A 21,187-nucleotide genomic window follows, 5' to 3' on the forward strand; every position below is an offset into this window, starting at 1 on the left:
ATTATCCCACCAATCCCATTAAGTATACTACTGTAAAGATAAATAACCATACAACGTCAATGAAGTGCCAGTATAAAGAAGCTACATAAAACTTCGGTGCGTTGTATAAATTAAGACCGCCTTTGGAGTAACGGATTAATAATGTACCAATCCAGAGTAATCCGAAACATACGTGAGCACCATGTGTTCCAACTAACGTATAGAAAGCTGAACCAAACGCACTACTTGTAAAAGTATGCCCTAAATGAATATAGTGCATGAACTCATAAATCTCAAGAATTAAGAATGATAATCCTAGTAGCCAAGTAATGAACATCCATAGTTGCATTTTTCTAAAGTTGAAGTTTTTCATGTGATACATAGCGTATACGCTTGTTAACGAGCTTGTTAAAAGGATCATCGTTGCCGCAAAAACTAATCCTAGATCGAAAATTTCTGCACCAGGCTTAGTACCCGCAGTTGAATCTTTTAATGCTAAGTAAGTTGCAAACAGGGATGCAAATAATACTGTTTCTCCTCCTAGGAAGAGCCAAAAACCTAAAAATTTATTTTTCCCTTCAAGGGTTGCTTTTTCAGGCGAATCTGGGAAAGTTTCAGCAGTAAGTTTTTCCTCAGTATGCATTATGCCCCAACCCCCTTATCATCATCATTGATAATATCTTCTTTATGAATATGGTATCCATGGTCTTCAATTACTGAACGGAAGAACATCGAACCAAACGTAATAACTAGACCAATGATTAATACAGGAATACCCCACGTATGCTCTTGATTATACATCGCACCAAATGCAGCGATAAATAAACCAAGAGAAATAATGAACGGAATAATTGATCCGTTTGGCATATGAATGTCACCAACAGGTTCTGCAGGTGTCATTTCTTTTTTACCAGCCATTTTTTCTACCCATAGTGGATCTAAGCCACGTACAAGCGGAGTTTGTTTAAAGTTGTACTCTAACGGTGGTGAAGCAGTAGCCCATTCTAACGTACGACCGTCGCCCCAAACATCGCCAGATACACTTTGTTTGCTAAATGATGTTTTCACGATGTTAACAAGTAATACAATAGTACCTGCAGCCATAAAGAATGCACCTACAGTACTAATAAAGTTTCCTAGTTCAAATCCTTGACCTGGTAAGAACGTATAGATACGACGAGGCATACCCATTAATCCTAAGAAATGTTGGATAAAGAATGTTAAATGGAAACCAATAAAGAATAACCAGAAAGTGATTTTTCCTAATGTTTCATCTAAAACTTTACCAAACATTTTTGGCCACCAGTAGTGAGTAGCTGCGAATAAAGCAAATACTACCCCACCAACGATTACATAGTGGAAGTGAGCAACTACGAAATACGTATCATGATACTGATAGTCAGCTGCTGCTGAACCTAACATTATCCCTGTAACTCCACCCATTACGAATGATGGAATAAACGCAATAGCCCAAAGCATCGCTGTATTTACTTTTATTTGGCCACCCCACATCGTAAATAGCCAGTTGAAAATCTTAATACCAGTTGGTACTGCAATTGCCATTGTAGCAACAGCAAAAATAGAGTTTGCAATCGGTCCAAGACCAGTTGTGAACATATGGTGAGCCCATACCATGAATCCTAAAAATCCGATTAAAACAGTTGCAAATACCATAGATGAATATCCAAACAAACGCTTTTTAGAGAATGTTGCAAAAATCTCTGAGAAAATACCGAATGCTGGTAAAATTAAAATGTAAACTTCCGGGTGTCCGAAAATCCAGAATAAGTGCTCCCAAATAATAGTGTTACCACCTAGGGCTGGATCAAAGAATGCAGACCCGAACATACGGTCAAACATTAATAATAATAAACCAACTGTTAATGCTGGGAAAGCAAATAAAATTAACGCAGATGCTACAAATGTAGACCAAGTAAATAATGGCATACGCATGTAAGTCATCCCTGGAGCACGCATATTAATAATCGTTACAAGGAAGTTAATCCCTGCAATTAGCGTACCTATACCTGAAATCTGTAGTCCTAGAACATAGAAGTCAACTCCATGTCCCTCTGAAGCAAGTGATAAGGATGCATATGAAGTCCACCCTGCATCAGGTGCTCCACCCATAAACCAACTTAAGTTTAAGAAAACTCCTCCAAAGAAAAATAACCAAAAACCTAGAGAGTTAAGAAACGGGAACGCAACATCGCGTGCACCAATTTGTAACGGAACAACAGCATTCATAAATGCAAAGATTAACGGCATTGCTGCTAAGAAAATCATCGTAGTTCCATGCATTGTTAAAATTTCGTTATACAGACCAGCCTCTAGAAAACCACTTTCCGGTTTTAATAACTGAACACGTATAAACATTGCTTCTAAACCACCGACAAGGAAAAAGAACCCACCGGCAATTAAGTACATAATCGCAATCTTTTTATGATCTACCGTTGTTAAGTAGTCCCAAACAGTTGCGCCAAAACCTTTTTTCTGAGCCATAGTACTCACCGTGTAACCTCCCTTTCGAAGTACTTTATTCTAATTTTAAGTCCATTAAATACTCGACAAGAGCATCTAGTTCATCTGGATTTAATTCTCCATATGTACCTGTCATTTTGTTCGCTGGTTTCACAGAATCTGGATCTTCTAACCATAAGCGAAGTTTTTCTGGAGTATGCTCTAAAATACCCGCAATACGACTACGGTCACCAAAGTTTGCTAAGTTAGGTGCAATACTTGAAGCATCACCAGAGATTGCGTGACAACCGATACAGCTTTGTGCAAAGATTTCTTCTCCTGCTTGAGCAAGGTCAGTTGTTGGAGTGTGTTCTACGTTTTGCATTTTTTCAATCCATTGATCGAACTCAGCACGTGAAACTGTTTGAACTTTAAAGTCCATTAGAGCATGTGACGGTCCACATAACTCAGCACATTTTCCATAGAATAAATTGCCTGCTTCTTCTGCACGCTTTGAATCAAATGATAACCAAAAGCTATTAACGTTATCCGTATTCGTATCAAGCTTTCCACCTGCTGATGGAACCCAGAATGAATGTTTAACATCACTAGCTATTAAGTTAAAATAGATTCTTTCATCAGTAGGAACTACCAAGTCTTGAGAAGTTACAACTCCGTAACCTGGATATTCAAATTCCCACCAATATAGGTGTGCCGTAACATCGACAACTAATACATCTTCTTCCTCGTTATGCATAGCTTCTACATCAGCTAATTTAAACGTGTAAGATACAGTTGGAACTGCCAAAATTAACAATAGTAAAATAGGAATAACAGTCCAAATAACTTCTAGTTTGTGGCTTCCTTCCACTTGTTTCGGAATAAAGTCCTCATCACCTTTGCGTTTACGGAATTTTACAACAACGTATACGAAGATAATGGAAACAACAACCACAACAATTGTCATAATCGCAGTACTTAGTAAAATTAGTGACATTTGCATATCTGCTACTTCACCAACTGGCTGAAGTGCAGATAAGTATGGTTTACCACATCCTGCTAAAAACAGCGCTAGTACACTGAACAGTGAAAATACGCGCAAATTCGGTAGCCATCTTTTCATAGCCTGATCAAACCCCTCTTTCATAAGTAGTAAGTGAAGTAGAATGTATTGATAAATTTCTTCTGTTCACATTAGAAGAAATCTAATCACAAAAAAAAATTACGATATTCTTTTCCCTTATCTATTAAAAAATAGTGACTACTATCATAGACACATACATAATAGTTAAGTAATTTAAAGAATAGATAAACATTAGTGTTGCCCATTTCATCTCATTCTTCATCTTATATCCAGCAAATCCTAGTGCAACCCAACCTACATTTAATAATGTTGCTATTGTTAAAAACACAATACCTAAGTCGTACAAGTAAAATGGTAGCGGTATTAAACATAACGTCCATATAACCATCTGTCTTCTTGTTACGGAGAAACCGTGTACTACTGGTAGCATCGGAATCCCAGCATTACGATATTCTTCACATCTACGAATCGCAATTGCTAGAAAATGCGGAATTTGCCATATAAATAGGATAAAGAATAACATCCACGCTTGCAGCGAAAGGCTTGGATCAACTGCGGCCCACCCAATTAATGGAGGTACAGCACCCGAGACACTTCCAACTACTGTATTTAATGTACTTGTTCTCTTAGACCATAATGAATATAGTACTACGTAAGAGAAAACACCTATTAATCCAATTACAGCAGCTGTAATAGTCGTTAATGCTAATAGAATAGTTCCTACAAGAGTTAATAATAACCCGACGTAAAGTGCCCATTTAGGATTCATTCTTCCAGACACAGTTGGACGATCCATTGTTCTATTCATTAAATGGTCAATATCACGGTCGATATAGTTATTTAAACTACAAGAACCGGCAATTACTAACGAAGAACCAATCATCGTTAATAATACAATATTTATATTGTTAAGGAAACCACTATTTGTAAAATATAGTGCTAACCAAAGCCCTGTAAATGTCGTAATAAAGTTTGAATTTACGATTCCTATCTTAATTAATGATAAGAAATCACTCCAAGCACTAGCTTGAACACTCTTTTGAGGACGACTTTCGGCTATATTTTCTGACGCTGGATCAACAGTCCTCAAATTCGCCATTTATATTCCTCCCTTTTCTTTAAAAGCAATAGTAACAGTAATTGTAATATCGGATGTATCCGTTTCCACTGCTAAACAATACAAAAAAATGAAACACGCCTTGTTTTTTAATATAAACGAGGATGTTCTCTGTATATTAAATCATATTTACCAAATGTTTTGTGACTATTTTTCGGAGAATTTTTGACTAATTTGTGACTCGTGTCTGAAAAGCTCCTTTGAGAGCAAGAAAAAGTGTATAATAAAAGCGCTATTAAAAGTTAGTATACTCTCTACTAGCTCCTTTATTTATTTCTAGCAAACTCCTTACTAATATTCAACCTTTTTTAGAATAATATTTAGCATTTCATATCCAACAATATGGATTGTTATTTTTTTGGTTATTGTGTAATATTGTGTAGGACGTTTTTTATTTTAACATTTTTTTAATGCTTTTGGTATAAAATGAAAAAATACTTTTTAAGTAGGTGAATCTATTGCATAGAAAATTAAAAGGATTCGCCGTTTGTACAACCATCGTAATGCTCTTCGTATTAATAGGTGGAGCGCTTGTTACTAAAACAGATTCTGGAGATGGATGTGGTGATTCTTGGCCATTATGTCACGGTGAATTAATACCTAGCGAAATAACATTTGAACTCGTTGTAGAGTTAAGCCATCGAATTGTTTCTGGCTTAGCAGCAATTATGGTACTAGTATTAGCAGTATGGGCTTGGAGATCAATTGGTCATTTAAGAGAGACGAAATTTTTATCGATTGTTTCTTTTATATTTTTAATTCTTCAAGCGTTAATCGGTGCTGCAGCGGTAATGTGGGGACAATCCTCTTTCGTACTCGCATTACACTTTGGAATTTCCTTAATATCATTTGCCACTGTCTTTTTATTAACCCTCTTAATTTTTGAGGCTGATAAAAAGTTTGATGCTACTAAACTCATTATAGACAAAAGAATGTCTTTCCACATTATTGGTATCATTACTTATTGTTATATGGTTGTTTATACTGGTGCATTAGTAAGACATACAAATGCAAGTTTAGCATGTCCATCTTGGCCATTTTGTACTAAAAACGGTTTAGGATTCCCTACTCAGATGCATGAATGGATACAAATGGGTCACCGTGCTGCTGCTGGTTTACTATTTTTATGGATTGTATATGTAACAGTTTTAGCAATTAAGAAGTATAAACATCAACCTGTTATTCATTACGGATGGATTGTTTGTTCGCTACTCGTATCTTTACAAGTTTCAACTGGAGCAATTATCGTTTTTACTAAATTGAACTTAGTCGTTTCGTTACTGCACGCCTTAATTATTTCTTGTTTGTTTGGTGTATTAAGTTATTTTGTCATGCTAGTTACAAGAAATAAACTTAATCGACAGAATGATGCAGATCAATCTAATAAAAGTAGTATTCAAGCTTAATAAAAAATGCGGAGTAAATACTCCGCATTTTTTTTATTCTCCATTATGCAAAATTTTCTTAAGTGTCTACTCTTTTAATTCTAACAATAAATCACCTGTACTAATTGCTTCGCTTGCTTGGACATGGATTTCTTTAACTGTCCCCGAGAATGGGGCTTGGACTGTAGTTTCCATTTTCATCGCTTCGGTAATCATTAGATGATCACCTTTATTCACTTTTTCACCTTTTTCCACTAATACTTTAATTACTGTTCCAGGCATCGTTGCACCAATATGTCCTCTATTAGATGGATCGACTTTCTGCTTTGCAATAACGGAAGTTTGAACACTTTCATCTTTAATGTGAACTTCACGTGGTTGGCCATTAAGTTCAAAATAGACAACTCTTGTTCCATCTTTTTGTGGCTCTCCAATAGAAACTAATTTTACGATTAAGGTTTTACCTTGTTCAATTTCTACTTGGATTTCTTCACCAAGTCTCATCCCATATAAAAATGTTGGGGTATCTAGTACTGATATACTTCCATACATTTCATATTTTTTCTGATAATCTAAAAACACTTTCGGATAAAGTGCGTATGAAATAATTTCATGTTCGGTCACTTGACGATTAAGCTTTTGAAATAGCAATTCTTTTATTTCATCGAAATTTACATCATCAAGTAATTCTCCTGGGCGAACTCTTATAGGTTCTTTTCCTTTCAAAATAACTTTTTGTAACTGTTCTGGGAAACCACCGTGCGGCTGTCCTAAAAATCCTTCAAATAATTCAATAACGGAGTCAGGAAAATCGATCGTTTCTCCTTTATCTAAAACATCTTGTTCTGTTAAGTTATTTTGGACCATGAATAATGCCATATCTCCGACTACTTTAGAAGAAGGAGTTACTTTTACAATATCCCCAAACATATCATTAACAGTTCGATACATTTTCTTTACTTCTTCCCATCTTTCACCTAAGCCAACTGCTTTTGCTTGTTGCTGTAAGTTACTATACTGACCACCCGGCATTTCATGTTGGTATATTTCTGTATGTGGACTATTCATACCACTTTCAAAGTCTTTGTAATACTTTCGAACACCATCCCAATATTGAGAAATCTTCTCTAAAGAATCTACGTTAACATCAGGCTGCCTATTTGACCCTTCTAGAGCGTAATATAAAGTACTAGCGCTCGGTTGAGACGTTAACCCAGCCATAGAGCTTGCCGCCACATCAACAATATCTACCCCTGCTTCTATTGCTTTGGCATACATATATACACCGTTTCCACTAGTATCATGAGTATGCAAATGAATAGGAATATCAACTGTTTCTTTTAATGTAGATATTAATTCATAGGCCGCTTGTGGCTTTAACAGACCAGCCATATCTTTAATTCCTAAAATATGCGCACCTGCGTTTTCTAGTTCTTTCGCTAAATCTTTGTAGTAAGCTAAATTATATTTCGGCCTTGATACATCTAATATATCACCTGTATAACAAATAGCTGCTTCTGCTATTTTTCCGCTTTCTCGCACGGAATCTATTGCTAATGTCATACCTTTTACCCAATTCAAACTATCAAATATACGGAAAACATCAATACCAGCGTGTGCAGATTTCTCAACAAAGTCTTTAATTAGGTTATCTGGGTAGTTTTTGTACCCCACAGCATTGGATGCTCTTAATAACATTTGAAACAGAATATTCGGTGCTTTTTCACGCATTTTTAGTAGCCTTTCCCAAGGATCTTCACTTAAGAAACGGTACGCTACGTCAAATGTAGCACCTCCCCACATTTCTAAGGAGAATAGGTTAGGCAATAGTCTTGCAGTAGGTTCCGTAATTTTCATTAAATCATTTGTTCTTATTCTCGTTGCAAGAAGTGATTGGTGGGCATCTCTAAAAGTTGTATCTGTTAACAACACGTTTTCTTGTTGTTTTATCCAGTGAACAAGTCCCTCTGCTCCCTTTTCATCTAAAATTTGTTTTGTCCCTTGCGGTATAGGTTCTCTATTATTAATACTTGGAACTGCTGGCCCTTCAAAATATGGTTTACTATCTTTTTCTACACCTGGAAAACCGTTTACTGTCACATTTCCGATATATGATAGCATTTTTGTACCACGGTCTAATCGTTTAGGAAAAATAAATAACTCAGGTGTCGTATCTATAAATGAAGTATCATATTCTCCATTCATAAAATTAGGATGCTTCACTACGTTTTCTAAAAATGGAATATTTGTTTTTATTCCTCTAATACGAAATTCTTTTAAGTTGCGCTCCATTTTCATAGCTGCTTGTTCAAATGTAAGTGCCCAAGTGGAAACTTTAACAAGTAAAGAATCATAATATGGAGTAATCACTGCGCCCTGATAGCTATTTCCAGCATCAAGTCGAACACCGAAGCCTCCCCCAGATCGATAAACCATTAACTTACCTGTGTCTGGTAAGAAACCGTTCGTTGGGTCTTCCGTCGTTACACGTGACTGTATCGCATAGCCATGAATTTTAATTTCATCTTGTGGTGGGACACCTACTTCTTTATCGTTTAAACCGAAGCCTTCTGCAATTAATATTTGTGTTTGTACAATGTCTACACCAGTAATAAGTTCAGTAATAGTGTGTTCAACTTGAATACGTGGGTTTACCTCAATAAAGTAAAATTCATTCCCTGATACTAAAAACTCAACTGTTCCCGCATTAACGTAATCAACATTTTTCATTAATTTAACAGCAGCATCACAAATGTCTTCACGAAGTTCTTTAGTGAGAGAGACACTTGGTGCTATTTCTACAACTTTTTGATGACGTCGTTGAATGGAGCAATCACGTTCGTAAAGATGAACGATATTTCCTTTTGTATCCCCTATTATTTGAACTTCAATATGTTTCGGTTTTTCTATTAGTTTTTCCACGTAAACATTATCATTTCCAAAAGCTGCTTTTGCTTCCGATTTTGCACGTTCAAACGATTCTTTTAGTTCAGATTTGGAATGAACAACTCTCATTCCTCTTCCTCCACCACCAAGTGCAGCCTTAATAATGATTGGATAGCCATATGTATTGGCAAAGTCCATCACTTCTTCTAACGAATGCACCGGACCGTCACTTCCTGGAATAACAGGAATTTCTGCTAACATCGCTTGCGTACGTGCTTTAACTTTATCTCCAAACATATCTAAATGTTTAGAAGTTGGACCGATAAAGACTATTCCTTCCTCTTCACATCTGCGGGCAAATTCAATATTTTCTGATAAAAAACCATAGCCGGGATGGATTGCATCTACTTTATTATCTATCGCAATTGTAATAATACCTTCGATATCTAAATATGCATCAATAGGTTTTTTTCCTTCACCAACTAAGTATGCTTCATCTGCTTTATAACGGTGATAGGAACCAACATCTTCTTTAGAATATATAGCAACTGTTCTTATATTTAATTCCGTGCATGCCCGAAATACTCGAATAGCAATTTCCCCACGGTTTGCTACTAAAATTTTGTTAATCTTTCTCATAAATAACCTCCTGAAGACATTATAATTTGATTATAGCTTTAATTCTTCACAATTCAGCAAATTCCTTCAATTTTCTCATACAAGTTTATTTGATCATGTTCATAATTCTTATTGAAGCTAACTGGGATATTCACTAAGCATATTTATTCTTTTAGACTTAAAAATCTACTATGTGCTTGTCCATTCTCAAGATTTGTAACTTTCTAACAATTAATTAGTGTAAATAAAAAGGCTCGAGTCACAAAAGCTTTGTGATTCAAGCCGCCTTATTTTATTATTTTCTTTCCCATGCTTCGTGTAAAGAAGAAAGTTCACGTTCTAACTTTCCTAAAATATCCTTACCTTCTTTTTCTGTTAACAACCCTAGTCGAACTGCGAAATCAATTTCTCGTGAAAGTCCAAACATTTGAGTATCTAACACTTCCTCATATAATGGACATTGAGGCATTGTAAGATTGTCCATTTGCACTTGTATTAATTTTAAAATTTTATCGGAATCTGCTTTTAAAAGAGATACCGCTTTTTCACGATGATCGACGATAATTTCTGATGCCAATATCGATCCCTCCGTTATCACAAATAACTATCTTTTATAAATCTTATCGCTTTTCTAGGAAAATTGCAACACAAACCATCAAAACTGTCCCACAATATATTATATTTTATGCAATATAAAAGAAGAAAAGAATATTAAAACATACTTAATTCATATTTTTCCGCTAAATATTCAAGTAAAGTTAAACCAGTATGGCTATTCCCAATCTCATTAAGGGCTGGTCCAAAAATTCCAATTCCAAACCTACCTGGAACAGATCCCATAATACCACCAGAAACACCACTTTTAGCTGGAATACCAATTTTAATGGCGAATTCACCTGAAGCATTATACATTCCACAAGTTACCATAAACGTCTTACAAATTCGTGCTACACTTTTTGGGATAAGCTGTTCGTTAGTTTCTGGATCTTTCCCGTCGAAAGCAAAAATATACCCGATTCTTGCTAACGTTAAACAGTTCATCTCGATTGCACATTGTTTTGTATATACTTCCATAATTTCTTCTACATCTCCTATGATAACTCCACTATTTTTCATAAAAAAACAAAGAGACCGGTTTAAATGAGATGTATTGAATTCAGAGATGGCAACTTCCCTATTAAATCCAATTGATTCATCTCCAGCTAACTTTCGTACAAATTGTAGTAAATTAGTAAATTTTTCATTTGCATCTTTTCCTTTTATTAAGGAAGTAATCGCCAATGCTCCAGCATTTATCATTGGGTTCAATGGTTTTGCTTGAGATTCTGTTTCTAACTTAATGATCGAATTAAAAGGGTCTCCTGTCGGTTCCATTCCTACTTTATGAAATACATGCTCTTCTCCTAAATCTATTAACGCATAGGCAAGCGAGATGATTTTTGAAATACTTTGAAGGGTAAATTTCTTCTCAATATCCCCAGCTGAAATACAATCATTATTCGGAAAAAGAATGGCACAAGATAAATCTTCTGGATTTTCCAACTGTAAGGCTGGTATGTAACTAGCCACTTTCCCTTCATTTGCTTTCCTTTTTGCTTTATCTACTAACTTTTGCAACTCAACACCACTTCTACAAGGCACTTTTTTCTTTCTCCCTTCCAACATTTCGTGTACTATAATATTAGAGTAACCTTTTTTCCTTTTTTACATCATTATGTGATTTTACTATTATGGAGGGTATGTATGGAGAATATTATTGCAATAGAGGGGAAAGTAAAGTTTCCAATTACGTTAGATCCTGGTGTTTGGATATTTGACGATCGTAGGATTGATTTAAATACATATTTTAATAAAAATGAAGCTGGTGATGCTAATGATTTAGAAGCATATACAAAGAATATTTCTAAACATTGGGATCGCGAAATAATGGAAGGTGCTATTTATCCACCAACATTAAAGTCTGAGAAGAAATTTGAAAAAGAAAAGGTACTTACCGGTTCATTCGGTATAAAATTAAGTCCCTTTTTAAAAAATGCGGAACCACTAGAAACTGCAGAGGAAGTCGTTTTCGTTACAGAGGATAAAGAAGTGGTGATGAGTTTTAAAGATGCCCACGAAGCTATTTTTGCTTTCTCCAAAAATGGAAAGCCCTTACAAGCTGATGGGCCTGTCCACTTATACTATGGCGACGGTTCTAACAAAGAAGAACCAATCGTATCTGTAAAAAAGGTAATTTTACGATAAAAACTCGGTTCTAGGGGCTGCTCTTTTTAAGCAGCCCCTCTTATTATGAAATAATTTACAAAATATCTGCTGCTAACTTGGCTAATAGAGATCTTTCACCTTTTACAAATTTAATATGCCCTGAAAGTTGTTGTTGTTTGAATTTCTCCACAACATATGTTAGTCCATTATTATATTCATCTAAATAAGGATGATCAATTTGCTCTGGATCTCCCATTAACACAATCTTACTTCGTTCACCTACTCGAGTTAGTATCGTTTTCACTTCATGTTTCGTTAAGTTTTGCGCTTCATCAATAATGATAAATTGCTCTGGGATACTTCTACCTCTAATGTAAGTAAGAGCTTCTACCTCGATAGAACCCATTCCCGCCAATATTGCATCTAACTCTCCTGGTTTTTTAGTATTAAATAGATATTCTAAATTATCATAAATTGGTTGCATCCATGGGCGTAGCTTTTCTTCCTTTTCTCCTGGTAAAAATCCAATATCTTTTCCAACTGGCACTATTGGACGAGCAACTAACAGTTTTTTATACAAATTCAAATCTTCTGTTTGTAATAACCCAGCAGCTAATGCAACTAACGTTTTTCCAGTTCCGGCCTTTCCCGTTAGTGTTACGAGAGGGATATCACTCCTTAAAAGTAATTCAAAAGCCATAGTCTGTTGGACATTCCTTGGACGAATACCCCATATATGCTCTTGGTCAAAGGAAAGTTTTTTTACTTTTTTCCCTACGGAATCACACATACCAATTGCTGATGCAGAACCACCTAATTCGTCCTTCATAATGATAAACTGATTCGGATAAAGCGCATCTTTATTTACAAGCTGCGATACTTCCATTTCACCTTTAGCATAAAATTCATTCAAAGAACTTATTGAAGTAAATATTTCTAAAAACCCTTTGTAAATATGATCTACTTCCACCACTCTGTCATTTAAAAAATCTTGTGAAATTAGACCAATGGCATCTGCTTTAACGCGTACTAACGCATCTTTACTAACAAGAATGACCGGTCTACCATCTTCCTTCGTTTGTTCTTCTAAAGATAAATTTTTAGCGACGGCTAAAATGCGATTATCGTTCGTTTTTTCTACGAAAACTTCTTGTAACTGATGAAAGCTGCGATGGTTTAATTCAATTCTTAGCGATCCCCCATTATGTAATGGTATTTTTTCGTGTAATTTACCTGATTCCCTTAACGAATCAATTAATTTTGACACTTGTCTAGCATTTCTCCCTATTTCGTCCATGTAACGCTTTTTAGAATCAACCTCTTCTAATACTACAGCTGGAATTACTACTTCATTGTCTGCAAAAGAATAAATTGAATAAGGATCTTGCAACAATACATTCGTGTCTAAAACGTATATTTTTTTCAACATGCCGCCTCCTGCTATTTATGTTTTCTTCTCTATCACCTTGTAGAAGGCGTCCGTCTCTATTAGGGTATCTTTTACTAATAGTGGACGGCCCGTTGATAAAATATATGTGACAATGAATAAAGATAGAAGAACAAATCAACAATAACTATAAAGAACATTTAAAGGAATATGTTCATTCAAGGAGTGAAGGTCTTGAAGAAAATATTAATACTTATAATGATGGCGCTTTTATTAGTTGCCTGCACAAACCAACCAAGAAACATGGGACAAGCTGGAGAAGACAATAGAATAATCCACGTTAAAGATTCAGCTAATACGCAAGTAGACAGAAAAACTGGACAAGAAGTAGCTCGACATTTAGTTGATTTGTCAACAAGAATCCCAAATGTAAATGATGCAACTGCAGTAGTCTTAGGTCCATATGCTGTTGTAGGAATTGATGTAAATTCAGATTTAGACCGCTCAAGAGTTAGTACTATTAAATACTCTGTAGCAGAAAGCTTAAAAAAAGATCCATATGGGGCTAATGCGGTAATAATTGCCGATGCAGATATGTATGTTCGTTTACAAGAAATGGGGAATGACATTCAAAACGGTAGACCTATTGCAGGAATTTTAAATGAATTAGGCGAAATGGTTGGTCGAGTAATGCCAGAAGTACCGATTGACTTAAAAGAACCTGCAGAACCTAACCCAACTGAGGAAAATAATCAACAACTCGGAAACGACCAAGAAAAAAGACTAGAACAACAGCAACAAGAGCAATCACAAGGTCATAAAGATGAAGAAAGAAATAAAAACGTAGGGAATGAATAGGTTGAAAGAACATGTAAGGTGAGGAAAATATCCTCACCTTTATTTCTTGTCTAATAGGAGTTAAATTATATTAGTTAAACTTACTTTCACGATATAGACTTTCTTATGCTATACTTATACCATATTTTCCTTATGAGGTGGGCTAATGAGAGTTAAATGTGTCATTTGCGATAAAATTGAAAACATACATGAAGAATTACTAATTGCAAAAAAATTAAGAAATCGTCCAATACATACATACATGTGTCAAGTTTGTCATGACCGCATCGAAACAAAGACAAAAGAAAGAATCGCAACCGGGAACTTCAAACTAAACGAACCGAAAAAAAACGACGACGGCTGGTGAGAACAAAAGCGGAGGCGGCTCGTTCTGGCCCGACAAGCATAAGGCAGGCGCTGCAGGTGGACGCTCTTTGTCCACCGGAAGTGACTGACTTATGTCTCGAGGGCCAAGCCGCCGGAGCTAGACGTAGCAACACAAAGTTAGTAGTTATCCACAACTTTCCACTTTTATAATTTCCTAAACGACAAGAAAAATGGCGGCGTTCGTTCAGCGGCGTACAAACTGGAGCTTTCCTGGCGGAGATAAAGGAAACACAGCGAACGCTAGTGAGCTCATGTTGACTTATCGTACAGAAGGAAAGGGAAGTTTGATAGCCGCTAACGCCCGTAGCTAGACAATCAGAAAAGCGGAGGCGGCTCGACCTGGCCCGACAAGCATAAGACAGGCGCTAACTTAAAACGTATAAACAACAATCAATACTGTCTATATTGAAATGCCACTTTCCCAAACACATCCATTTTCAGGGTAGATGAATAAAAAGGATAAACTGCAAACAAAAACCCTGAGATAATCTCAGGGTTTTTGTTATTTTGGATAATTCGTGTACTTTTCAGGTTCGTTATTAATTTGGTCGATCATCACGTCGATAAGTTCCATCGGGAACCTCACCTTTTTATTTTCTCCTTGTTCCGTTGTATATAAAACATAGTACATCGGGTCTTCTTTCAATACTTGCACATTTTCAACCTTATGATCATCTTTCAAAATATTCGTGAACAATTCATACGTTTCATTTGCAGCATGATCATCTGGTCTTGCATCTGCAACAACCTTAATGGTTAACCAGTTATAGAGAGTATCTTGAAGGCTTCTCATTACACTTCTTCCGCCTTTTTAGAATTATGAAGACGAATCTTATAAATGATTAAAATTAAAGCAGCCACTACTAATCCTTCTGCAACCGGTAGCTGAATCGCTAAAAACGATAATACCGTACTGCCAAAGAATAAGAATAAATAAATGATGGCCGATTTTAATATAGGCAATTTTAAAGCAAACCCTAGTTTATAAACTAATACGGATAAAAGAAAAATTGTGATAAATAGTAGCCACATGCCTAATTCCGGGTTTTGATCAACCCGGAACATTTTAGCAAAAGGCGAAAGGCGATCTACTACATCTTCCATATCGTTCCTCCCCCTTACTTACAAATTCATTAGTTCATTTCAGCGTATTTTTTCTTTTTAGCAATTCTTTCACGCTCGTTCTTATCTAAAAGCTTCTTACGTAAACGAATAGAATGTGGTGTAATTTCACAATACTCATCATCGTTCAAGTACTCTAATGACTCTTCAAGTGTCATAATACGTGGTTTTTTCATTCCAACTGTTTGTTCTTTATTTGCAGAACGGATATTATTTGCAGCTTTAACTTTACATATATTAACTACAAGGTCATTATCGCGGTTATGTTCACCAACAATCATTCCTTCGTAAACTTCTGTACCAGGCTCTACAAAGATTACACCTCTATCTTCAATTCCGATAATACCATAAGAAGAAGCTTTACCTGTCTCCATTGAGACTAACACACCTTGACGACGTCCCCCAACTTGACCTTGCGCCATAGGTTGATAACTGTCAAAAGTATGGTTAATAATTCCATAACCACGAGTTAATGATAAAAATTCTGTTGAATAACCGATTAAACCGCGTGAAGGTACCATGAAAATTAAACGAACTTGTCCGTTCCCATTATTAATCATGTCTAACATTTCACCTTTACGAGCACCAATTGATTCCATTACACCACCTGTATATTCTTCAGGTACATCAATTTGAACTCGTTCAACAGGTTCACATTTTACTCCATCAATTTCTCTAATGATAACTTCTGGTTTTGAAACTTGCAGCTCAAAACCTTCTCGACGCATATTTTCTATTAGAATAGATAAGTGAAGTTCACCACGACCTGAAACAACCCATGCATCAGGTGAATCTGTTTGATCAACACGTAAACTAACATCTGTTTGAAGCTGTGCTTCTAAACGTTCTTCAATTTTTCGTGATGTTACAAATTTACCTTCTTTACCAGCAAAAGGACTGTTATTAACTAAAAATGTCATTTGAAGAGTAGGTTCATCAATTCTTAAAACAGGTAAAGCGTCTTGATGTTCAACTGGACATACTGTTTCTCCAACGTTTATATCTTCCATGCCAGATACAGCAACAAGATCTCCAGCCTTTGCCTCTTCAATTTCTACACGCTTTAATCCGATAAAACCAAATAATTTAGTAACTCGGAATTGTTTTACTGAACCGTCTAGTTTCATTAATGCTACTTGTTGACCTACTTTCATCGTACCACGGAAAATACGACCAATTCCAATTCTACCTACGTAATCATTATAATCTAATAATGATACTTGGAATTGTAATGGCTCATCACTATTATCTACTGGTGCTGGAATATGGTTTATAATTCCTTCATAAATAGCTTCCATGTTTTCATCCTGTTTCTCTGGGTTCGTACTAGCTGTACCGTTAATAGCAGAAGCATACACAACAGGAAATTCAATTTGCTCTTCAGAAGCACCTAATTCAATAAATAAATCTATAACTTCATCAACAACTTCTTCAGGACGAGCAAAGTCACGGTCAATTTTGTTTACAACAACAATTGGAGTTAAGTTTTGCTCTAAAGCCTTCTTTAATACGAATCGCGTTTGTGGCATACAACCTTCATACGCATCTACAACTAAGAGAACACCGTCCACCATTTTCATGATACGTTCTACTTCTCCACCGAAGTCAGCGTGTCCTGGCGTATCCATAATGTTAATACGCGTATCTTTATAATTAATAGCAGTATTTTTCGCTAGAATAGTTATTCCACGTTCTCTTTCTATATCATTAGAGTCCATTGCACGTTCTGCTACTGTTTCATTCGTACGGAATGTACCCGCCTGATGTAATAATTTGTCTACTAACGTTGTTTTACCATGATCAACGTGAGCGATAATGGCAATATTTCGAATATCATTTCGAATCTTCATAAGTCATCTCCCTGTAAATTCAACTAATGTATAATAATATAGCTTTCTGAGTATAGTTTTCCCTCATAAAAAGTAATTATCATACGTTATTAATGCTTAACCTGTTGTATTATACCACAAACATAGTAGAAATGACGACGAGAGTTATGTAAAATATTCTTTATAGCATTAAATGCGCTTACAAGGGAGAGAGAATGATGAAGAATGTTCAATGGATTTTTGTTATGTATGCAGTGTTAGCAGCAACAGCCCTTGCCTTAATTGGTATAACAGTTGCCGAAAGAAGTACTATTGGAATAATAGGATCTATCCTTTTACTAATTATCGTAATGGGATTTGGGTTTAGACAGAAGAAAAAAGTTAGAGAACAAAATAACGGGTAACAAATATAAGGATGAGTTCACGCTCATCCTTTATATTTGTATAAATAATCGTTCATTATTTCTTCGTGTAAGCCCGGCTTCGATACAAAAACGCTATTTTGAGCTAGTAAATTTAATGGTTCACCTTTTAGCGTTGTTACATAACCACCTAACTCTTCTACAATAATAAGACCCGCAGCAAAATCCCAAGGAGATAAACGTAATGTTATATACGCATCAATTCTTCCTGTTGCAACGTAGGCCATCTCTAGTGCTGCCGATCCGTATGAGCGAGTTCCTCTTACCGCTTTTGCTAATGGAGCTAAAATAGTTGGATTTATCCTTTTGTTTTCCGTGACCCAAGTGACATTCATCCCAATTACTGCCTCGGCAACTTTTGTGCTTTTTAATTTAGGTAACTTTTCCTCATTTAAGAATGCACCATTACCTTTTATAGAGTGATATAACTCATCTAAAACAACATCATAAATAAGTCCAATTTTACCAACACCATCTTCATATACAGCAACAGAAATAGCAAAGTTTCTTTGCTGATGAACGAAATTCATTGTTCCGTCGATAGGGTCGATTATCCATACTGTTCCCTTCAATTCCTCTATTTCATTCCCAAATCCCTCTTCACCTAATATTTGATGTTCAGGATATGTCTCATTTATTTTTTTTATAAAAAACTGCTCAATTTCCTTATCCATATTAGTTACTAAGTCATCAGGAGCTGATTTTGTATGTATTAGCAATTCATTTTGAAAGGAATTTCGAATTATTTCGCCTGCTTCTTTCGTCCATTTTTTCGCATTAACATCAATGTCATACCATTTCATAGATCTCTCGCCCACTTTCATCAAATCAATTACTATTTACTTTAGCTTACTGAAACATTTACATTAAATCAAGATTGGAGCCTGACCTCATAGAAAAACGAACCACCAAGGTTCGTTATGAGTAAATAACTACTTTACTTCTTGTAAACTTGACATTTCTTCTTGTAATTTTTTTAATTTTGTTTTCGTTTCTCTTATCTTTTTTACATCATTTAATTCCAACGCTTCGTATAAAGTAGCAAGCTCATAATCAATTTCTAACTTTAATACCGAACGTCTATTTTCTATCGTTTTCTTTTTCCATGGTTTCATTACTTGCTCCATATTCTTTCCTCCTTTTCCCATCCCCGCTTACCACTTAGAAACATAGAATAAGAATAATTTGTTGGTATATATTATGAGGAAAATAAATGATATGGAACTAAATTTCAGTACCATTTTTTTGTGGTAGTTAGAATTGTTATGGTAAAATGGTGTCGAATATGGCGATTGTAGAGGAGGAATAGAGATGAATACACAGTTTTCAGGATTTAAAGAAGAAGATTTTAACGTATTTACAATAGATGGATTAGAAAACCGCATGGAGGCATTGCAAACATTTGTACAGCCTAAATTTCATGTATTAGGTGAACATTTCGCATCTGTTTTAAGCGGACAAACAGGGGACGAGATGTTTTATCATGTAGCAAAACATGCTCGTAGAACGACAAATCCTCCCAATGATTCATGGGTAGCTATTGCTGGTAATAAACGAGGATACAAAATGGTTCCTCACTTCCAAATTGGCCTTTGGGAGACACATGTTTTCGCATGGTTTGCTGTCATATACGAAGCAAACATGAAACAACAGTTTGGGAAAGAATTAATGAAAAATGTTGATACTATATACGAAAAAATTCCTAAAGATTTTGTTTGGTCTAAAGATCATATGAAGCCAGAAGTATTAAAACAAGGAGACCTGTCCAAAGAGGAGCTTTTAACACTATTTGAAAGACTTGCAACTGTTAAAAAAGCGGAAATACTTTGTGGTATACATATTCGAAAAGAAGAAGCAATTTCATTATCTGGTGAAGAAACGATAAAAAGATTTGAAGAAACATTTAAAACAGTACAACCTTTATTTGACTTAAGTAAGGCAGCAGTTTAAATAATGAAAAAGGTGTTCACTTCATTACAGTGAGCACCTTTTTTGATCAGAGTAATTATTACATTTTTATTCTTTCTCCAGCTGGAGCATTTTTAGCTTTTTGAATTGTTTTATAAGAAGAATAACCAGATAACTCTTCATATTCATCCGTTAATTTTTTCTCTTCAGATTTACTTGGGACAATTTCTTTAAATCGACGATATTTAAACATTAAAGTATCTCTTTCAATCCCTTTCAAATATGCTTCCTCTACAGCTTCATAAAAAGCAATGACATCAATTATTTCGTCTGTGCTCCAATCAATCGACAGCGGATAGGAAAAATCCATAAAACTCACCTCTAGTACAAATAATGTTAAGTATAACAATTCATTCAATCACTTGCCATTATTATATCCAAGCTTTACGAATCTTTTCTCCTTCCTTAACGATACTATTTATTAGTTCTTCAACTGTTGGCACATCATTTATTAACCCCATCACTTGTCCAGCCCAACCAAACCCTTTATGAACCTCTCCTTCATATATAAAACGCTTATTCGCAATTCCACTTATATATTCTTTTAATTCCTCGTATCCTTTACCTTCAGATTCTACTTGTAAAATTTTCTCTGTCCATTCATTTTGTATTGCTCTTCCTGGCGCACCAAGTGTTCGTTTAATAACAACGGTGTCATTTTCAGAACCATTTACAAGCATCTCTTTGTAAATAGGATGAGCGTGTATACATTCCTTCGTTGCAATAAACCGTGTGCCCATCTCAATTCCTTCGGCTCCAAGTGAGAGAGCTGCCATTAATCCACGGCCATCTCCTATACCTCCTGATGCGATTACAGGAATAGAGACAGAATCAACTACTTTTGGTACTAGTACCATCGTACCTATGTCACTTTTCCCTAAATGCCCTCCCCCTTCCTGTCCTACAACCATTACTGCATCCGCACCAAGTTCTTCCGCTTTTTCCGCTTGCCTTCTTGCTGCTACTAACACTAATTTTTTTACATTCGTATTTTCTAATCTTTTAAATATCGGCGTTGGATTTCCACCAGTCATTGAAATTACAGGAACTTCTTCTTCTATAGCAACATTCAGCATATCTTCAAATGGCCTTCCATGCTGTCCAATAGCAAAATTAACTCCAAATGGTTGATTGGTTAGTTTTCTTACTTTATGTATTTCCATTCTTAAATCGTTAGGTGTTGATAAACTCATAGCTGTAATTTGACCAAGTCCACCCGCATTAGATACAGATGCTGCCAAATCAGCGTACGCTAAATATGCGAGCCCACCTTGTATAATTGGATATTTAATATTTAATAAATCGGTAACTCTCGTGCTCCATTCCATTTTATCTCCTCCAAAATATTAATACCTACTACTACTTCTAGTTTCATCGAAAAAATCCTTTATACTTGAACAACTGAATTCGAAGTATTGTATTTGTAAACTTCCACTGTGAAATTATAATAAAAAATTCTTTGCAAATAATACAAGAAATGCTATAATCCTTTTGTTTTATG

General features: G+C 35.5%; 21 protein-coding genes. 6 read left to right on the forward strand and 15 right to left on the reverse strand.

The window, feature by feature from the left end; all coding sequences use genetic code 11:
* Position 1: 1 nt before the first annotated feature.
* The 4 genes from BC6307_RS13300 to cyoE all read right to left on the reverse strand — a co-directional run bounded on the left by BC6307_RS13300 (position 2) and on the right by cyoE (position 4,622).
* On the reverse strand, positions 2 to 622 hold the full coding sequence (locus BC6307_RS13300; protein ID WP_066419339.1) for a cytochrome (ubi)quinol oxidase subunit III: 621 nt from the start codon (positions 620 to 622) through the stop codon (positions 2 to 4).
* The gene (gene ctaD, locus BC6307_RS13305) at positions 622 to 2,490 is read right to left on the reverse strand and encodes a cytochrome c oxidase subunit I (protein ID WP_066419340.1); all 1,869 of its coding nucleotides are present in this window, start codon (positions 2,488 to 2,490) and stop codon (positions 622 to 624) included. Before ctaD ends, BC6307_RS13300 begins: the two co-directional genes overlap by 1 nt.
* 25 nt (positions 2,491 to 2,515) lie before the next feature.
* The gene (gene coxB / locus BC6307_RS13310; protein ID WP_066419341.1) at positions 2,516 to 3,562 is read right to left on the reverse strand and encodes a cytochrome c oxidase subunit II; all 1,047 of its coding nucleotides are present in this window, start codon (positions 3,560 to 3,562) and stop codon (positions 2,516 to 2,518) included.
* A gap of 124 nt (positions 3,563 to 3,686) precedes the next feature.
* Positions 3,687 to 4,622: a heme o synthase gene (gene cyoE / locus BC6307_RS13315; protein WP_066419342.1), complete on the reverse strand. Its 936-nt coding sequence runs from the start codon at positions 4,620 to 4,622 to the stop codon at positions 3,687 to 3,689.
* A 476-nt stretch (positions 4,623 to 5,098) separates the two neighbouring features.
* On the opposite strand from cyoE, the gene BC6307_RS13320 reads away from it, so the two are divergent.
* Entirely contained in the window at positions 5,099 to 6,046 is a 948-nt protein-coding gene (locus tag BC6307_RS13320) for a COX15/CtaA family protein (protein WP_169714886.1), read from the forward strand.
* Between the two features lie 66 nt (positions 6,047 to 6,112).
* Here BC6307_RS13320 and pyc read toward each other — a convergent pair whose 3' ends face one another.
* The 3 genes from pyc to glsA all read right to left on the reverse strand — a co-directional run bounded on the left by pyc (position 6,113) and on the right by glsA (position 11,170).
* Positions 6,113 to 9,550 (reverse strand): pyruvate carboxylase, encoded by a 3,438-nt coding sequence (gene pyc, locus BC6307_RS13325; RefSeq protein WP_066419343.1) that lies wholly within the window; start codon positions 9,548 to 9,550, stop codon positions 6,113 to 6,115.
* A 274-nt stretch (positions 9,551 to 9,824) separates the two neighbouring features.
* A complete protein-coding gene (locus BC6307_RS13330; RefSeq protein ID WP_066419345.1) occupies positions 9,825 to 10,106 on the reverse strand; it encodes an Fpa/YlaN family protein in 282 nt (93 codons plus the stop codon).
* Positions 10,107 to 10,240: 134 nt separating this feature from the next.
* Entirely contained in the window at positions 10,241 to 11,170 is a 930-nt protein-coding gene (glsA, locus tag BC6307_RS13335) for a glutaminase A (protein WP_235858228.1), read from the reverse strand.
* A 102-nt stretch (positions 11,171 to 11,272) separates the two neighbouring features.
* Between glsA and BC6307_RS13340 the strand changes: the two genes are divergently transcribed.
* The gene (locus tag BC6307_RS13340) at positions 11,273 to 11,773 is read left to right on the forward strand and encodes a hypothetical protein (protein ID WP_066419349.1); all 501 of its coding nucleotides are present in this window, start codon (positions 11,273 to 11,275) and stop codon (positions 11,771 to 11,773) included.
* A 55-nt stretch (positions 11,774 to 11,828) separates the two neighbouring features.
* Here BC6307_RS13340 and BC6307_RS13345 read toward each other — a convergent pair whose 3' ends face one another.
* On the reverse strand, positions 11,829 to 13,163 hold the full coding sequence (locus BC6307_RS13345; RefSeq protein WP_066419350.1) for a PhoH family protein: 1,335 nt from the start codon (positions 13,161 to 13,163) through the stop codon (positions 11,829 to 11,831).
* 183 nt (positions 13,164 to 13,346) lie between these two features.
* Between BC6307_RS13345 and BC6307_RS13350 the strand changes: the two genes are divergently transcribed.
* A complete protein-coding gene (locus BC6307_RS13350) occupies positions 13,347 to 13,979 on the forward strand; it encodes a YhcN/YlaJ family sporulation lipoprotein (protein ID WP_342351667.1) in 633 nt (210 codons plus the stop codon).
* Between the two features lie 145 nt (positions 13,980 to 14,124).
* Positions 14,125 to 14,325 (forward strand): YlaI family protein, encoded by a 201-nt coding sequence (locus BC6307_RS13355; protein ID WP_066419354.1) that lies wholly within the window; start codon positions 14,125 to 14,127, stop codon positions 14,323 to 14,325.
* Positions 14,326 to 14,847: 522 nt separating this feature from the next.
* On the opposite strand, the gene BC6307_RS13360 is transcribed toward BC6307_RS13355, so the two are convergent.
* Genes BC6307_RS13360 through typA form a run of 3 tightly spaced genes read right to left on the reverse strand, consistent with a single transcriptional unit; the run spans position 14,848 to position 17,317 of the window.
* Entirely contained in the window at positions 14,848 to 15,138 is a 291-nt protein-coding gene (locus BC6307_RS13360; protein WP_066420071.1) for a hypothetical protein, read from the reverse strand.
* Positions 15,138 to 15,449: a YlaH-like family protein gene (locus BC6307_RS13365; protein ID WP_066420070.1), complete on the reverse strand. Its 312-nt coding sequence runs from the start codon at positions 15,447 to 15,449 to the stop codon at positions 15,138 to 15,140. The genes BC6307_RS13360 and BC6307_RS13365 overlap by 1 nt, the downstream gene beginning before the upstream one ends.
* Positions 15,450 to 15,478: 29 nt before the next feature.
* Positions 15,479 to 17,317: a translational GTPase TypA gene (typA, locus tag BC6307_RS13370; RefSeq protein WP_066420068.1), complete on the reverse strand. Its 1,839-nt coding sequence runs from the start codon at positions 17,315 to 17,317 to the stop codon at positions 15,479 to 15,481.
* Between the two features lie 194 nt (positions 17,318 to 17,511).
* Here typA and BC6307_RS13375 point away from each other — a divergent pair, with 194 nt between their 5' ends.
* Positions 17,512 to 17,700, forward strand: a complete 189-nt coding sequence (locus tag BC6307_RS13375) for a DUF5325 family protein (protein ID WP_333482914.1) — start codon at positions 17,512 to 17,514, stop codon at positions 17,698 to 17,700.
* 23 nt (positions 17,701 to 17,723) lie between these two features.
* On the opposite strand, the gene BC6307_RS13380 is transcribed toward BC6307_RS13375, so the two are convergent.
* Complete coding sequence (locus BC6307_RS13380) at positions 17,724 to 18,521, reverse strand: inositol monophosphatase family protein (RefSeq protein ID WP_084380665.1); 798 nt, start codon at positions 18,519 to 18,521, stop codon at positions 17,724 to 17,726.
* A gap of 129 nt (positions 18,522 to 18,650) precedes the next feature.
* The gene (locus tag BC6307_RS13385; RefSeq protein ID WP_066420060.1) at positions 18,651 to 18,845 is read right to left on the reverse strand and encodes a hypothetical protein; all 195 of its coding nucleotides are present in this window, start codon (positions 18,843 to 18,845) and stop codon (positions 18,651 to 18,653) included.
* Positions 18,846 to 19,029: 184 nt separating this feature from the next.
* On the opposite strand from BC6307_RS13385, the gene BC6307_RS13390 reads away from it, so the two are divergent.
* Positions 19,030 to 19,668 (forward strand): YktB family protein, encoded by a 639-nt coding sequence (locus BC6307_RS13390; protein WP_066420059.1) that lies wholly within the window; start codon positions 19,030 to 19,032, stop codon positions 19,666 to 19,668.
* 58 nt (positions 19,669 to 19,726) lie between these two features.
* Here the strand turns inward: BC6307_RS13390 and BC6307_RS13395 are convergent, their stop codons facing one another.
* Positions 19,727 to 19,996, reverse strand: a complete 270-nt coding sequence (locus tag BC6307_RS13395; protein WP_066420057.1) for a UPF0223 family protein — start codon at positions 19,994 to 19,996, stop codon at positions 19,727 to 19,729.
* 61 nt (positions 19,997 to 20,057) lie between these two features.
* Positions 20,058 to 21,014: an NAD(P)H-dependent flavin oxidoreductase gene (locus BC6307_RS13400; RefSeq protein WP_066420056.1), complete on the reverse strand. Its 957-nt coding sequence runs from the start codon at positions 21,012 to 21,014 to the stop codon at positions 20,058 to 20,060.
* Between the last annotated feature and the right edge of the window lie 173 nt (positions 21,015 to 21,187).

The organism is Sutcliffiella cohnii (assembly GCF_002250055.1).
GTDB classification, from domain to species: domain Bacteria; phylum Bacillota; class Bacilli; order Bacillales; family Bacillaceae_I; genus Sutcliffiella; species Sutcliffiella cohnii.

Bases quoted from the DNA above. Each gene is read 5' to 3' on its own strand.
- BC6307_RS13300 (WP_066419339.1), bottom strand. From the start codon at position 622: ATGCATACTGAGGAAAAACTTACTGCTGAAACTTTCCCAGATTCGCCT.
- coxB (WP_066419341.1), bottom strand. From the start codon at position 3,562: ATGAAAAGATGGCTACCGAATTTGCGCGTATTTTCACTGTTCAGTGTA.
- cyoE (WP_066419342.1), bottom strand. From the start codon at position 4,622: ATGGCGAATTTGAGGACTGTTGATCCAGCGTCAGAAAATATAGCCGAA.
- pyc (WP_066419343.1), bottom strand. From the start codon at position 9,550: ATGAGAAAGATTAACAAAATTTTAGTAGCAAACCGTGGGGAAATTGCT.
- BC6307_RS13340 (WP_066419349.1), top strand. From the start codon at position 11,273: ATGGAGAATATTATTGCAATAGAGGGGAAAGTAAAGTTTCCAATTACG.
- BC6307_RS13345 (WP_066419350.1), bottom strand. From the start codon at position 13,163: ATGTTGAAAAAAATATACGTTTTAGACACGAATGTATTGTTGCAAGAT.
- BC6307_RS13355 (WP_066419354.1), top strand. From the start codon at position 14,125: ATGAGAGTTAAATGTGTCATTTGCGATAAAATTGAAAACATACATGAA.
- BC6307_RS13360 (WP_066420071.1), bottom strand. From the start codon at position 15,138: ATGAGAAGCCTTCAAGATACTCTCTATAACTGGTTAACCATTAAGGTT.
- BC6307_RS13365 (WP_066420070.1), bottom strand. From the start codon at position 15,449: ATGGAAGATGTAGTAGATCGCCTTTCGCCTTTTGCTAAAATGTTCCGG.
- typA (WP_066420068.1), bottom strand. From the start codon at position 17,317: ATGAAGATTCGAAATGATATTCGAAATATTGCCATTATCGCTCACGTT.
- BC6307_RS13375 (WP_333482914.1), top strand. From the start codon at position 17,512: ATGATGAAGAATGTTCAATGGATTTTTGTTATGTATGCAGTGTTAGCA.
- BC6307_RS13380 (WP_084380665.1), bottom strand. From the start codon at position 18,521: ATGAAATGGTATGACATTGATGTTAATGCGAAAAAATGGACGAAAGAA.
- BC6307_RS13385 (WP_066420060.1), bottom strand. From the start codon at position 18,845: ATGGAGCAAGTAATGAAACCATGGAAAAAGAAAACGATAGAAAATAGA.
- BC6307_RS13390 (WP_066420059.1), top strand. From the start codon at position 19,030: ATGAATACACAGTTTTCAGGATTTAAAGAAGAAGATTTTAACGTATTT.
- BC6307_RS13395 (WP_066420057.1), bottom strand. From the start codon at position 19,996: ATGGATTTTTCCTATCCGCTGTCGATTGATTGGAGCACAGACGAAATA.
- BC6307_RS13400 (WP_066420056.1), bottom strand. From the start codon at position 21,014: ATGGAATGGAGCACGAGAGTTACCGATTTATTAAATATTAAATATCCA.